Source organism: Paeniroseomonas aquatica (assembly GCF_030409335.1).
In the GTDB taxonomy this organism is placed as follows: domain Bacteria; phylum Pseudomonadota; class Alphaproteobacteria; order Acetobacterales; family Acetobacteraceae; genus Belnapia; species Belnapia aquatica.
Genome location: NZ_JAUFPN010000110.1, coordinates 33074 through 46282, shown reverse-complemented (window position 1 = coordinate 46282; position 13209 = coordinate 33074). Strand labels below are relative to the sequence as shown.

Here is a 13209-nt window from a genome sequence, read left to right as displayed (position 1 = left end):
GCTCAGGCCGGTCCCAATTGCCCGGTCGCCAGGGCCTCCGCCCAATCGGCGCGGCCGGCCGCCAGGGCCTCGGCGGCGGCGGCGTCCCAGTCGTAGGGGATGGCGAGGAATTCCACCGACCAGCCGGCGGCGCCGCGCTCGACCACGGCGTAGCGGGCATGCGGGGTGCCGGCGCAGACCACATGGGGGTAGGGCAGAATATCGGTATAGCCGGGCTGGCCGATGCTGCCGGGGTTCACCGCCACCCGGCCATCCGGCAGCCGCACCATCCGCGCCAGGTGCGAATGGGCGCAGAGCACCAGCCCGGCCCCCGGCGTCGGGCCGATGCGGGCGGCGGCCTCGGCGGCGGTGGCGGGGCGCAGCAGCTGCGGCGCGGCGACCACCTCGAGGGCATAGGTCAGGTCGTCGGCCGGGGTGCCGTGGCAGGCGAGGACCCCCTCCGCCGGGGTGAGCACCGGCGGCAGCGTGGCCAGCCAGTCGCGCTGCGCCGCGGTCAGCCGGGCGGCGGCGAAGGCATCGGAGAAGCCCATGTCGGCCACCGGCCCATCCAGCAGCTGACGGTCGTGGTTGCCCCGCACCGTCGGCAGGCCGAGCGCCATCAGCCGGTCCGCGACGGCGGCCGGCTGCAGCGGCCCGGACAGGCAGTCGCCGAGGTTCACCGCCAGATCGGCGCCGCGCCGCGGCAGGTCGGCCAGCACCGCCTCCAGCGCCCGCAGGTTGCCGTGGATATCGGCCAGCACGGCGATGCGCATGTCAGCCCCCGGATTGCGCCCGACCTATGGCTGCCAGCAGCCCGGCGGTCGAGCCATCCTGCGCCTTCTGCGGCGCGCCCTCCAGCGCCCGCAGGATCGGCCCGGTGAGCTGCTTGCCCAGTTCGACCCCCCATTGGTCGAAGGCGTTGATGTCCCAGAGGATGCCGAGGCAGGCCACCTTGTTCTCGTAGAGGGCCACCAGCTGGCCCAGAGTGAAGGCGTCGAGCCGCGGCAGCAGCAGCGTCGTGGTCGGCCGGTCGCCGGGGAAGACCCGGTGCGGCGCGAGCCGGGCGATCTCGGCCTCGGCGGTGCCGGCCGCCGCCATCTCGGCGCGGACCTCGGCCAGGGTCTTGCCGCGCATCAGCGCGGCGGCCTGCGCCAGCCCATTGGCCAGCAGCTTGCGATGGCTGTCGGCATGCGGGTGGGCGGGGTTGGCGACCAGGATGATGTCGGCCGGCACCGGCGTCGTGCCCTGGTGCAGCAGCTGCATGAAGCTGTGCTGCGAATTGGTCCCGGGCTCGCCGAAGACGACCGGGCCGGTGCGCTGCGCCACCGGCGCCCCCGCCAGCGTCACCTGCTTGCCGAGGCTCTCCATCTCCACCTGCTGGAGATGCGCCGGCAGCCGCGCCAGCCGCTCGTCGTAGGGCAGCACCGCCCGGGCGCCGAGCCCGAGGCCATCGACGTGCCAGACCTCGGCCAGGGCCAGCAGCACCGGCAGGTTGGCCTCGAGCGGCGCCCCCAGGAAATGCGCGTCCATCGCCCGCGCCCCGGCCAGCAGCCGGTCGAAGGCCTCCCAGCCCAGGGCGATCGCCAGTGACAGGCCGATCGAGGACCAGAGCGAGAAGCGCCCGCCGACCCAGTCGCGGAAGGGGAAGACGCGCTCGGGGGCGATGCCGAAGGCGGCCGTCGCAGCGAGGTTGGTCGAGAGCGCGGCGAGGTGGCCGCCGACCCCGGCCTCCCCCACCGCCGCCGCCAGCCAGCCGCGCACCAGCGCGGCATTGGTCATGGTCTCCTGGGTGGTGAAGGTCTTGCTCGCCACCAGCACCAGGGTCCGGCGGGGGTCGAGCCGCGGCCGGATCTCCTCCCAGGCATGAGCGTCGACATTGCCGAGGTAATGCGCCCGGAGCGGCGCCGCCGGCGTCCACAGCGCCCGCGCCACCATGGCCGGGCCGAGGTCGGAGCCGCCGATGCCGATGTTCAGCACGTCGGTGAAGCGCTCCCCGGTCGCCCCGCGCAGGCGGCCGTCCTGCACCGCGACGGCGAATTCGCGCATCCGGGCGAGGGTCGCGTGCACCTCGGCCGAGGCGTCCTCGGCCCCCACCCGGAAGCCGGCCCTGGCCGGCGCCCGCAGCGCCAGGTGCAGCGCCGCCCTCCCCTCGGTGACGTTGACCGCCGCGCCCGCCGCCATGGCGTCGCGCCGTCCCGGCAGGTCCATGGCGCGCGCGAGGTCGAGCAGCGCCGCCAGCACGGCCGGGCTGAGCGAGGTCTTGGAGAGGTCGAGCAGCAGCCCGTCCGCCGCCCAGGAGAAGCGCGCGAAGCGCTCTGGGTCGGCCGCGAAGAGCGGCCGGATCGAGGCGGCGGCGCTGCCGTCGGGCCGCTCGGCCCGGGCCAGCGCCATCACCGCGGACCAGGCGCTCGTTCCATGCTGTGCCATCACCGGCCCTCCCGTTCCCCGCCGAAACGAGGTCAGAGCCCCGCCGGTTGCCCGGCGATGATCACCGAGAGGTCGCGCGGCGCCAGGACCCGCGCCGCGACCTGGGCCAGCTTGTCCCGGGTCAGCGCCTGCAGCCGGGCCGGGCGGTTGGCCAGCCAGTCGGTCGGCCGGTCGTTCTGCCGCAGGGTGAGCAGGGTATTGGCGACGCGGCGGCTGTCGGTGAAGGCGAGCGGCATGGAGCCGGTGAGGAAGGCGACCGCATCGGCCAGCTCCTCGGCGGTCGGCCCGGCCGCGGCCATGCGGGCCCATTCCTCGCGGGTGACGGCGAGGGTTTCCGCCACCCGGGCATTCTCGGTGGCGACGCTGCCGACGATGACGCCGTGGTGGAACAGCAGGTCGAGCCCGGCGCCGATGCCATAGGCCAGGCCGCGCTGCTCCCGCACCGCCTGCATGAGGCGGGAGGTGAAGCCGCCGCCGGCCAGGATGCGCAGCATGACCTGGGAGGCTTCCCAATCCGGGTCGGTCGCCGCCAGCCCGTCCTGGCCGAAGACCACGGCGGATTGCGGCGAGGCCACCGGCAGCACCTGCTGGCCGAAATGGCGGAAGCCGGGCAGCGGCGGCACCGCCGCCGGGGCGCCCGGCGGCAGCCCGGCGAAGAGCGGCGGCAGTATCGCCTTCAACTGATCGGCGGTGATGGCGCCGCTGACCGCGACCAGCAGCCCGTCCCGCCGGACCTGCCGGTCGAGCGCGGCGCGGATCGCCGCGGCCGGCAGCGCCGCCAGGCTGTCGGCGGTGCCGCCGCTGGGCCGGCCGGCGGAATGGCCGGGGAAGCCGGCGGCCCAGAAGGCGCGCCCGGCCTGGCCGCGCGGCGTCTCCAGCGCGCGGCGGGCGCCGGCGACGGCGCGGGCCCGCACCCGCTCGATCGCATCGGCGTCGAGCCGCGGCTCGACCATGGCCAGCCGGGCGAGGCGCAGCGCCTCCGGCAGGGCATCGGCCAGGCTGCGGAAGCTGCCCTCGAGGCTGTCCCGGTCGGCGGAGAAATTCAGGCTGATCGCCTCGTTGCGCAGGGCATCGGCGAAATCGGTGGCGCGCAGCGGGCCGGCGCCCTCGGTCAGCAGCGCCGCGGCCATGGCGGCGGCGCCTTCCTGGCCCTCCGGGTCGAGCGCGGCCCCGCCCGCCCAGGACCAGGCGATGGAGACGACCGGCACCGACTGGTCCTCGACCAGCCAGGCGGAGATGCCCTCGACCTCGATGGCCTGGATCGGCAGGGAGAAGCCCTTGGCCTCCCGCGGCGCGGTCGCCTGGTCGGTCATGCCGGCGCCCCCGGCAGCAGCCAGCCGGTGGTGCCCACCGGGCTGCCGAGCACCGCGCGGGCCGCCTCCGTGATCTGCTGCCGGGTCACCGCCCGGAGGTAGCGTGGCCAGAATTCCACCGTCTCCAGCGGCAGGCCGATGGCCAGCACGCCGCCCAGCATCCGCGGCGCGGCGCCGATGCCATCGAGCGAGAGCAGCGCCCCGGCGGTGAGCTGGCGGATCGAGCGGGCGCATTCCGCCTCGCTCGGCCCGTCCTGCAGCAGCGCGGCGATGGTGGCATCCACCTTCGCCTCGAGCTGCTCGGGGGTGACGCCGGCGCGGCAGGTGGCCGAGAGGCTGAAGGTGCCGACCCCCATGGTCTCGCTGTCGTAGGAGGCGCTGGCGCTGGTGGCCAGGCCGCCCTCGACCAGCGCATGGTGCAGCCGGCTGCCCGGGCCGCTGCCGAGCAGATGCGCCAGCACCTCGAGCGGCCAGGCGTGCTGGGTCTCGCCCCAGGTCAGGCTGGGCGCCTGGGCGGCGCGCATGAAATTCGCCTCCCGCACCGCCGGGTCGTGCTGGATGAAGCGGGGCTGGCCGACCGGGCCGGGGGCGGCGCGGTCGCGCAAGGTGGCGGCGCGGGCCGGCACGGCGCCGTAGAGCTCCTCGGCCAGCGCCTTGACCTGGGCCTCCCGGGCGTCGCCGGTGACCACCAGCACGGCGTTGGAGGGGGCGTAGCGGGTGTCGAAGAAGCTGCGCAGGTCGCCGAGGGTGATGGCGCGGATCTCCTCCTCCCAGCCGATGATGGGGCGGCCGCGCCAGTGCTGCGGCCCCCACATCGCCGCCTCGAAGCCCTCCCAGAAGCGGGCGCGCGGGTTGCTGCCAGTGCGCTGGCCGCGCTCCTCGAGCACCACGGCGCGTTCCGGGTCCACGGTCGCCTCCGGCAGCAGCGGGAAGGCGAAGCGGTCCGCCTCCATCCGCATCACCAGCGGCAGGCGGGAGGCCTCGACGGTCTGGTGGTAGGCGGTGACATCGCGGGAGGTGAAGGCGTTGTCCTGGCCGCCCTCCCGCGCCACCACCAGGGACATCGCCCCGGGGGCCACGTTGCGGCTGCCCTTGAACATCATGTGCTCGAGGAAATGCGCGGTGCCGGACCGGCCGGCCGGATCCTCCCCGGCGCCGGCGGCATAGAACAGGTAGTGCGAGACCACCGGCACCCGCCGGCTTTCCGCCAGCACCACCCGCAGCCCGTTGGGCATGGTCCAGCTGGTGGCGCCGAACAGCGGCCGGTCCACCGGACGGTCCGGCGGCGGGACGATGGCAGGGGCGGGGGTGGGGGCGGCCACCTGGGCCAGCGCCGGCGGGGCGGCGATGGCCACCGGCAGGGCGGCGGCGGAGCGGAGGGCGGTTCGGCGGGTCACGCTGGGCATTGCTCCGATGTGGGGATGCCTGGGGTTGCCCGCCAGCACCGCTTGCGATCCGCGATCGATTCCCTCTCTGCCGGTTTCGGCGCCGGAATGCCATGCCGGCCGCCGGCCCGACCGGGCCCGGCGGCGCAGGCGCCTCAGAAGATGCTTTCGAACAGGCTGGTGATCGGGTTGCTGCTGCGGCTGCGCTGGATGATCGGGGTCTCGCCCTCGGTCACGTCGCGGCCGAGCGCCGAATTCTCCCGCAGCCGCTGGGATTCGCGGCGGGGGTCGAGGGTGACGCCGGGCTGGTCCGGGCCGCGCCAGAACATCAGGCGGTCGACCAGGCTCCGCTCCGGCTGGTCCAGCCGCAGGCTTTCCTCGTCCACCCGGCGGCGGATGTCGTCCCCCACCGGCCGGCCGGCCTGGGAGAGCAGCGCGCTCTCGCCCGAGGAGCGCGGCGCGCTGGCCGGGCCGCCGAGCACCGAGCCCGGCACCAGCGCGGCTTCGGCCGCGGCGCGGGTCGAGACCTCCTGCGGCCGGTCGGCGCCGGGGCGCGGCACCGGCAGGCTGCCGCCGAGCGCGGGCGGCATCGACAGCGGGGCCCGGGTGGTCACCTGAAACTCATCCGGGGCGTCCCGGGTGAAGCCGAAGGTCCGCGCGGTATCGCCCCCGCAACCCGCCAGGGTGGCGACGAGCAGGCTGGACAGGACCAGGGCGAAGCCTGGGAAGCGGCGCATCCTCATGCCGCTTCCTTAGCCGGGGGCGCGCGGCGGAACAAGGCATCCGCCAGCAGCACCCCGACGCCGCAGACGATCCCGGCATCGGCGATGTTGAACACGTACCAGTGCCAGCCCCAGCCATAGGCATCGACGAAGTCCACCACCGCGCCGAAGCGCAGGCGGTCGATGACGTTGCCGATCGCCCCGCCGATGACCGCGCCCAGGGCGGCGGCGACCGCGCGGGTCTCCGCCTTGGCCAGCCAGCGCAGCAGGAAGCCGGCGATGACGGCGGCGACCAGGGCCAGGATGATGTGGTTCAGCGGCCCCTCGCCCGAGAGCAGGCCGAAGGTGACCCCGCGGTTCCAGACCATGGTGAGGTTGAGCCCGACCGGCCCGGCCTCGAACAGCGGCACCGAGCGCAGGTTGGGCAGATCGAGGACCTCCAGCACCCAGTACTTGCTGGCCTGGTCGGCCGCCAGCAGCAGCGCGGCCAGCAGCAGGCCGAGCCGCATCATGCGCCGACCACGGCTTCGCAGCGGCGGCAGAGCGTCGGGTGGGCGGCGGAGGCGCCGACCTCCGGCAGGACGCGCCAGCAGCGGTCGCATTTGGCGCCGGGGGCCTTTTCCACCGCGAAGCCATCGGCGGCGGCCCGCTCCACCTGGGAGACGATGAGGATCTCCTCCCAGAAGGCCCGGTCGTAGCCGGCATCCGCCGCGACCGTGACCTTGGCCTGCAGCGAGGAGCCGATCTCGCCGGAGCGGCGCAGCTCCTCCAGCATGCCGGTCGCGGTGGCGCGGGTCGCGCGCAGCGCGGCCCAGCGCCCGGCCAGCGCCTCGTCCCGCCATTCCGCCGGCAGCACCGGGAAGTCGTGCAGGTGCACGCTGTCGGTCTCGCTCGGGAAGCGGGACAGCCAGGCTTCCTCGGCGGTGAAGGCCAGCACCGGCGCCAGCCAGGCGCAGAGGCAGCGGTGCAGCACGTCGAGCACCGTCCGGGCGCTGCGGCGGCGGTGGCTGTCGGCCGCGTCGCAGTACAGCGCGTCCTTGCGGATGTCGAAGTAGAAGGCCGAGAGGTCGGTGCTGCAGAAGCCGTGGATGTCCGGGTAGACGCCGGTCCAGTCGTAGTCCCGCACCGCCTTGCGCAGCCGCGCGTCCAGCTCGGTCAGCCGGTGCAGCACCCAGCGCTCCAGCTCCGGCAGCTCGGCATGGGGCACCGTCTCCGCCGCATCAAAGCCATCGAGGTTGCCGAGCAGCCAGCGCAGGGTGTTGCGCAGCCGCCGGTACAGCTCGGCCTGCTGCTTCAGGATCTCCTTGCCGATGCGGAGGTCGTCGGCGGTATCGGCGTTCATCACCCAGAGCCGCAGGATGTCGGCGCCGTACTGCTTCGTCACCTCCTGCGGGGCGGTGACGTTGCCGAGCGACTTCGACATCTTCCGCCCGGCCTCGTCCAGCACGAAGCCATGCGTCAGGATCGCCTTGAAGGGCGGCACGCCATTGGCGCCGATGCTCTCGAGCAGCGAGGAATGGAACCAGCCGCGATGCTGGTCCGAGCCTTCAAGATAAAGGTCGGCCGGGAAGGGCATGCCGCGGGCGCGCAGCACGAAGGCATGGGTCGAGCCGCTCTCGAACCACACGTCGACGATGTCCATCACCTGCTCGTAGGCCGCGGGGTCGCGGTCCTCGCCGAGGAACCGCGCGGCGGCGCCGGGCTGGTACCAGGCATCGGCGCCTTCCGCGGCGAAGGCGGCGAGCACGCGCTCCATCACCGCCGGGTCGCGCAGCGGCTCGCCGGTCTGGCGGTCGACGAAGACCGTGATCGGCACGCCCCAGGCGCGCTGCCGGCTGATGCACCAGTCGGGCCGCGCCGCGACCATGCTGCCGATGCGGTTGCGGCCCTGGTCGGGGACGAAATGCGTCGCGTCGATGGCCGCCAGCGCCTTGGCGCGGATGGCGTTCGCGTCGTCCATGGCGATGAACCACTGCGGCGTGGCGCGAAAGATCACCGGCTTCTTCGAGCGCCAGCTATGGGGGTAGCTGTGGTTCAGCTTCGCCTTCGCCACCAGCGTCCCGGCCGCCTCGCAGGCGGCGTAGATGGCGTCGTGGGCCTTGAAGACGTGCAGCCCCTCGAAGCCCGGCGCCCAATGGGTGAAGGTGCCGTCGTCGGCCACCGTCTCCGGCACCGGCAAGTTGTGCGCGCGGCCGAGGTTGAAGTCGTCCTCGCCATGGCTGGGGGCGATATGGACGAAGCCGGTGCCGGCCTCGGTGGTGACGAAGTCGCCGGGCAGCAGCGGCACGTCGAAGTCGTAGCCGGCGCCGCGCAGCGGATGGGCGGCGATCGCGCCTTCCAGCTCGGCGCCCTTGACCACGCGCCGGATGCTGTGGGCGCCGAGCTTCGCGTCCTTCTCGAACTGCGGCAGCAGCGGCAGCGCGACCAGCAGGGTCTCGCCGGGCACGAGGTGGCTGCCCTCGCCGACGGCCTCGACATGCACCAGCGCGTAGTCGATCTCCGGCCCATAGGCGACGGCGCGGTTGGCCGGGATGGTCCAGGGCGTGGTGGTCCAGATCACCACGCTGGCGCCGAGCAGATCCGAAGGTGCCGCGACCAGGCGGAACCGCGCCCACAACGTCGGCGAGACATGGTCGTGATACTCGATCTCGGCCTCGGCCAATGCGGTCTTCTCGACCGGGCTCCACATCACCGGCCGCAGCCCGCGATAGAGCGAGCCGTTCATCAGGAACTTGCCGATCTCGCCGGCGATCAGCGCTTCGGAGGGAAAGTCCATGGTCGCGTAGCGCCGCGCCCAGTCGCCGGCCACGCCGAGGCGGATGAACTCCTCGCGCTGCACGTCGAGCCACTGCGCCGCATAGGCGCGGCACTCGGCGCGGAATTCCAGCACCGGCACCGCATCCTTGCCGCGGCCGCCCTGGTACTTGCCCTTGGGGTTGCGGTACTCCTCCTCGACCTTCCATTCGATCGGCAGGCCGTGGCAGTCCCAGCCCGGGACGTAGTCCGCGTCGAAGCCCGACATCTGGGCGGCGCGGTTGATGACGTCCTTCAGGATCTTGTTGAGCGCGTGGCCGATGTGCAGCGGCCCGTTCGCATAGGGCGGGCCGTCGTGCAGGATGAAGGGCGGCCGGCCGGCGGAGCGCGCCCGCAGCGTCGCCCAGAGGTCCAGCCTCTGCCAGCGCTCCAGCCATTGCGGCTCCCGCTTCGGCAGGTCGCCTTTCATCGGGAAGGGGGTCTGCGGCAGGAATACGGTGCCCCGGTAGTCGCGGGTCGGGGCTTCTGCGGGGGTGTCGGTCATCGGGTGATCTCCGGCCGCCGGCGGTGCGGGGCGGGTCAGCGGGGGCAAGTCGGGGGGGCAGGCGCGCGGGGTCCCGGCCCTCAGGGGAGGGCCGGGCCAGTAATTCGCGGCATGGCCTGCGGGAGAAACATGGCAGGCTTATGCGGAGGAGAGGGCCGGCGGGTCAAGCACGCCGGCTAGCCCAGCACCGCCCGCGCATCCGCCGCATCCCGGGCGATGGCGGCCTTCAGCGCCTCCAGCCCATCGAACTTCGCGTCGGCCCGCAGGAAGTGCCGCAGCCGGATGCCGATCTCCTGGCCATAGAGGTCGCCGGACCAGTCGAAGATATAGGTCTCCAGCCGGGTCTGCGGGTCGCCGCCGAGGGTCGGGCGGCGGCCGATGTTGGAGACGCCCTTCACCTCCTGCCCATCCGGCAGCACCACCGTCACGGCATAGACCCCGCGCGCCGGCTCCAGGTAGCGCCCCATCCAGAGGTTGGCGGTCGGCCAGCCCAGCACCCGGCCGAGCTTGTCGCCATGCACCACCTCGCCGCGGATCTCCCAGGGCCGGCCCAGCATGGCCGTGGCCCGCTCGGGGTAGCCATCCTGCAGGGCGCGGCGGATGCGGGTGGAGGAGATCGGACCTTGGCCATCGACCAGCGGCGGCACCACGGTCAGCCCGATCCCGGCCGCCTCGGCCAGCCGGGTCAGGGTGCCGGCATCGCCGCCACGGCGGTGGCCGAAGGCGAAGTCCTGGCCGCAGGAGAGGTGCACCGCGCCCAGCCCTTCGCGCAGCACGTCTCGGAAGAAGCGCTCCGCCGGCATCGCGGCGAGCTCCGCATCGAAGGGTAGCGCGACGACCAGGGCCGCACCCAGCTCGCCCAACGCCGCCGCCTTGGCGGGCAGCAGGGTCAGCCGGAACGGCGGGTCATCGGGGCGGAAATGCTCGCGCGGATGCGGCTCGAAGGTCAGCACCGCCAGCGGCGCCTCGGGCCGGGCGGCATGCGCCGCGGCCAGCACCGCCCGGTGGCCCAGGTGCACCCCGTCCATGTTGCCCAGCGCCACGGTGGCGCCGCGCAGCCCGGCCGGGATCTGGCCGGGGTGGGTGACGACGACGGGCTGGGTCATCCGGCGGTCGCGGGCCGGCTGGCGCGGCTGGGGACGGAGACGAAGGCCTCGCCTTCCAGCACCGGCTCGCCCCGCACCGTGCAGACCGTGCGCAAGGTGGCCCGGTTCTTCTCTGGGTGCAGCGCCATGACCTCGACGGTCGCCGTCACCGTCTCCCCGATGCGGACGGGCGCGCGGAATTTCAGGGTCTGCGACATGTAGATGGTGCCGGGGCCGGGCAGCTGGGTGCCGAGCACCTTGGTGATCAGCCCGGCCGCCAGCATCCCATGGGCGATGCGCTCGCCGAAGACCGTGGTCTTGGCGTATTCGGCGTTGAGGTGCATCGGGTTGGTATCCCCGGTGACCGCGGCGAACAGCACCACGTCGGCTTCGGTGATGGTCTTGCCGAAGCTGGCCTTCAGCCCGACCGTCAGGTCCTCGAAACACATGCCGTCCGACATCAGCTTGCCGCTCCCGTTCCGCCGCCGGCCGGTCTAATGGCCGGGCCGCGGGTGGACAAGCGCCGCTGCGGGGCCACAGTGCAAGATCATCCGCAGGACCCGACCATGCCCCAGACCGATATCGGCACCTCCGACCGCATCCTCGCCGAGCTTCGCGGCTGGGTGGAGCATGAGACGCCGACCACCGATGCCGGCGCGGTCAACGGCCTGCTGGACCGCTGCCAGGCGGAGCTGGCCGGGGTCGGCGCGGCGATCGAGCGGCTGGCCGGCCGCGACGGCTACGGCGACACGCTGATCGCCCGCACCCCGGGGGAAGGCGCGCCGCTGGTCGTCGCCGGGCACGTGGATACGGTCTGGGACCATGGGACACTCGCTAAATCCATGCCCTGGCGGGTCGAGGGCGACCGCGCCCATGGCCCCGGCATCTACGACATGAAGGCCGGCAGCTTCTTCGCCTTCCACGCGGTGCGGGAGATCCTGCGCCAGGGCACGCGGACGAAGCGCCCGATCACCCTGCTGCTGACGCCCGACGAGGAGGTCGGCAGCCCGACCAGCCGCGCCCCGATCGAGGCCGCGGCCCGGGACGCCTGCGCCGTGCTGATCCCCGAGCCGGCGGGCGGGCCGCAGGGCGCCTGCGTCACCGGCCGCAAGGGCACCGGCGGCTTCCGCGTCTCCGTCGAGGGCCGCAGCGCCCATGCCGGCGGCAATTGGTCGGAGGGCCGCAGCGCCGTGGTGGCCATGTCCCGGCTGGTGCTGGCGGTGCATGCGCTGACCGACCTCGACCGCGGCATCACCACCAACATCGCCCCGGTCTGGGGCGGCACCCGGCCCAATGTCATCCCGCCCGAGGCCGGCTGCCGGATCGACTTCCGGGCGCCGAGCCTGGAGGCGGCCGAGGAGGTGGTCACCGCCATCAGGGCGCTCGGCATCGAGGAGGACGGCATCCGCATCACCCTCGAGGGCGGCCTGAACCGACCCCCCTTCCCCGAGACCCCGGCCGGCCTGGCGCTGTTCGAGACGGCGCGGGAGATCGCCGCCCGCCAGGGCTACCGGCTGCCGAAGCAGCACCGCGGCGGCGGCTCGGACGGCAATTTCACCGCCGTCATGGGCATCCCGACCCTGGACGGCCTCGGCTGCACCGGCGCCGGGGCGCATGCGCCGGAGGAGCACATCCGCTGGGCCGACCTGGCGCCGCGCTGCGCGACCCTGTGCGAGCTGCTGGAGACGCTGGGCTGAGGCGGCAGCCCGCCGGGGCATAGCCAGGGCGGCGGCCAGGCTCCAGGCTGCGGGCCGGAGGTGACCCATGTCGAAAGCCCTGATCATCGGTGCCGGCGACGGCCTGTCCGCAGCCCTGGCGCGGCGGCTGGCGCGGGAGGGCTATGCCGTGGCGCTGGCGGCGCGCGACATCGCCAAGCTGGCCGCCCTGGCGGCCGAGACCGGCGCCAGCCGGCACGCGACCGATGCGGCGGATCCTGCCGCCATGGCCGCGCTGTTCGCGGCCGAGGGCGATGCCGAGGTGGTGGTCTACAATCCCAGCTACCGCACCCGCGGGCCGATCGCCGGGCTCGATCCGGCCGAGGTGCAGAAGAGCCTGCAGGTCTGCGCCTTCGGCGCCTTCCTGGCGGTGCAGCAGGCCGCGCGGCGCATGCTGGCGGCCGGCCGCGGCACCATCCTGCTGACCGGCGCCAGCGCCGGGGTGAAGGGCTTCCCGCTCAGCGCCCCCTTCGCCATGGGGAAATTCGCGCTGCGCGGCCTGGCGCAATCCGCGGCGCGGGAGCTGCACCCGCAGGGCGTGCATGTCGCGCATGTCGTCATCGACGGCGGCATCCGCAGCGCCCGGCGGCCGGACGGCGGCGACCAGAGCCTGCTCGACCCGGATGCGATCGCCGAGAGCTACCTGCAGCTGATCCGCCAGCCGCGGAGCGCCTGGAGTTCGGAGCTGGAACTTCGCCCTTGGGTTGAGAGATTTTAATCAAGTTTCAAATAACGGCGAGCGGCAGCGGTGCCTCAACCAGAATCTTATGTTTCAGCGTTAGCGCCCAACCAGTAGTTCAAATATCAACCCAAGCATGAAAGCTCACGTAACCGTGTGCTTGATAAAACCCAGCTTAAACGCAGGCAAGCGCTAGATCCATCGCAACCGCCGAACGAATCCCGTGTTGCTGTCTGGTGCTGTCAATAGTATGTGTGTCGAGCAATCACGTGAGCCGGAGCCTGCAGGATGCGCGTCGCTATCGAGCCCTTCGAGGCTGAGGCTGACCCTGAAACTCCGGACCATTCGGCGCTCCGCCTGATGCTCTCCTATGTCGAGGCCGAGTGCCTGCGCATCGGCGCCACGGAGGCCGCGCGGCACGCGGCGCTCGCCGCCTCGCTCATGCCCTCCGCCGCCACCCCCGCCACGCCGCATCCGGCGGCGCCAACCCGGCCGCGCAGCGCCCGCCTGCACTGATCGAGGCCGGCCCCCGCCAGGCGGGGCCGCCTCCACCGCGGGTCCGGCAACGGGCCCGGTGCCCGTCCGCCGGGCTGCCCGCGGGCCCGG

At 73.5% G+C, this 13209-nt stretch carries 12 protein-coding genes; 3 read left to right on the top strand and 9 right to left on the bottom strand.

From position 1 onward, the window contains the following. Nucleotides 1-2 precede the first annotated feature (2 nt). From QWZ14_RS10520 to QWZ14_RS10480, 9 genes are all read right to left on the bottom strand, one after another. Complete coding sequence (locus tag QWZ14_RS10520; RefSeq protein WP_290316609.1) at nucleotides 3-752, bottom strand: metallophosphoesterase family protein; 750 nt, start codon at nucleotides 750-752, stop codon at nucleotides 3-5. A gap of 1 nt (nucleotide 753) precedes the next feature. Beyond that, entirely contained in the window at nucleotides 754-2406 is a 1653-nt protein-coding gene (gene pgi / locus QWZ14_RS10515; RefSeq protein WP_290316608.1) for a glucose-6-phosphate isomerase, read from the bottom strand. Nucleotides 2407-2438: 32 nt separating this feature from the next. After that, nucleotides 2439-3719 carry a M16 family metallopeptidase gene (locus QWZ14_RS10510; protein ID WP_290316607.1) on the bottom strand — a complete coding sequence of 427 codons (1281 nt, stop codon included), beginning with the start codon at nucleotides 3717-3719 and terminating at the stop codon, nucleotides 2439-2441. Continuing rightward, a complete protein-coding gene (locus tag QWZ14_RS10505; RefSeq protein ID WP_290316605.1) occupies nucleotides 3716-5125 on the bottom strand; it encodes a M16 family metallopeptidase in 1410 nt (469 codons plus the stop codon). The genes QWZ14_RS10510 and QWZ14_RS10505 overlap by 4 nt, the downstream gene beginning before the upstream one ends. A gap of 134 nt (nucleotides 5126-5259) precedes the next feature. Further along, nucleotides 5260-5847: a DUF3035 domain-containing protein gene (locus QWZ14_RS10500; protein WP_290316603.1), complete on the bottom strand. Its 588-nt coding sequence runs from the start codon at nucleotides 5845-5847 to the stop codon at nucleotides 5260-5262. Further along, entirely contained in the window at nucleotides 5844-6338 is a 495-nt protein-coding gene (gene lspA, locus QWZ14_RS10495; RefSeq protein WP_290316602.1) for a signal peptidase II, read from the bottom strand. The genes QWZ14_RS10500 and lspA overlap by 4 nt, the downstream gene beginning before the upstream one ends. Continuing rightward, nucleotides 6335-9124, bottom strand: a complete 2790-nt coding sequence (gene ileS / locus QWZ14_RS10490; protein WP_290316601.1) for an isoleucine--tRNA ligase — start codon at nucleotides 9122-9124, stop codon at nucleotides 6335-6337. The genes lspA and ileS overlap by 4 nt, the downstream gene beginning before the upstream one ends. Before the next feature lie 176 nt (nucleotides 9125-9300). Further along, the gene (locus QWZ14_RS10485) at nucleotides 9301-10230 is read right to left on the bottom strand and encodes a bifunctional riboflavin kinase/FAD synthetase (RefSeq protein ID WP_290316600.1); all 930 of its coding nucleotides are present in this window, start codon (nucleotides 10228-10230) and stop codon (nucleotides 9301-9303) included. Then, entirely contained in the window at nucleotides 10227-10670 is a 444-nt protein-coding gene (locus QWZ14_RS10480; protein ID WP_290316599.1) for a MaoC family dehydratase, read from the bottom strand. Before QWZ14_RS10480 ends, QWZ14_RS10485 begins: the two co-directional genes overlap by 4 nt. Before the next feature lie 105 nt (nucleotides 10671-10775). Here QWZ14_RS10480 and QWZ14_RS10475 point away from each other — a divergent pair, with 105 nt between their 5' ends. The 3 genes from QWZ14_RS10475 (at nucleotide 10776) to QWZ14_RS10465 (ending at nucleotide 13119) form a co-directional block, all read left to right on the top strand. Further along, nucleotides 10776-11906, top strand: a complete 1131-nt coding sequence (locus QWZ14_RS10475) for a M20 family metallopeptidase (protein WP_290316598.1) — start codon at nucleotides 10776-10778, stop codon at nucleotides 11904-11906. A 67-nt stretch (nucleotides 11907-11973) separates the two neighbouring features. Next, nucleotides 11974-12642, top strand: a complete 669-nt coding sequence (locus QWZ14_RS10470; protein ID WP_290316597.1) for an SDR family NAD(P)-dependent oxidoreductase — start codon at nucleotides 11974-11976, stop codon at nucleotides 12640-12642. A gap of 249 nt (nucleotides 12643-12891) precedes the next feature. Next, the gene (locus tag QWZ14_RS10465; protein ID WP_290316596.1) at nucleotides 12892-13119 is read left to right on the top strand and encodes a hypothetical protein; all 228 of its coding nucleotides are present in this window, start codon (nucleotides 12892-12894) and stop codon (nucleotides 13117-13119) included. Nucleotides 13120-13209: the final 90 nt, after the last annotated feature.

Bases quoted from the DNA above. Each gene is read 5' to 3' on its own strand.
- QWZ14_RS10465 (WP_290316596.1), top strand. From the start codon at position 12,892: ATGCGCGTCGCTATCGAGCCCTTCGAGGCTGAGGCTGACCCTGAAACT.
- QWZ14_RS10480 (WP_290316599.1), bottom strand. From the start codon at position 10,670: ATGTCGGACGGCATGTGTTTCGAGGACCTGACGGTCGGGCTGAAGGCC.
- lspA (WP_290316602.1), bottom strand. From the start codon at position 6,338: ATGATGCGGCTCGGCCTGCTGCTGGCCGCGCTGCTGCTGGCGGCCGAC.
- QWZ14_RS10475 (WP_290316598.1), top strand. From the start codon at position 10,776: ATGCCCCAGACCGATATCGGCACCTCCGACCGCATCCTCGCCGAGCTT.
- QWZ14_RS10500 (WP_290316603.1), bottom strand. From the start codon at position 5,847: ATGAGGATGCGCCGCTTCCCAGGCTTCGCCCTGGTCCTGTCCAGCCTG.
- QWZ14_RS10485 (WP_290316600.1), bottom strand. From the start codon at position 10,230: ATGACCCAGCCCGTCGTCGTCACCCACCCCGGCCAGATCCCGGCCGGG.
- QWZ14_RS10520 (WP_290316609.1), bottom strand. From the start codon at position 752: ATGCGCATCGCCGTGCTGGCCGATATCCACGGCAACCTGCGGGCGCTG.
- pgi (WP_290316608.1), bottom strand. From the start codon at position 2,406: ATGGCACAGCATGGAACGAGCGCCTGGTCCGCGGTGATGGCGCTGGCC.
- QWZ14_RS10470 (WP_290316597.1), top strand. From the start codon at position 11,974: ATGTCGAAAGCCCTGATCATCGGTGCCGGCGACGGCCTGTCCGCAGCC.
- QWZ14_RS10505 (WP_290316605.1), bottom strand. From the start codon at position 5,125: ATGCCCAGCGTGACCCGCCGAACCGCCCTCCGCTCCGCCGCCGCCCTG.
- QWZ14_RS10510 (WP_290316607.1), bottom strand. From the start codon at position 3,719: ATGACCGACCAGGCGACCGCGCCGCGGGAGGCCAAGGGCTTCTCCCTG.
- ileS (WP_290316601.1), bottom strand. From the start codon at position 9,124: ATGACCGACACCCCCGCAGAAGCCCCGACCCGCGACTACCGGGGCACC.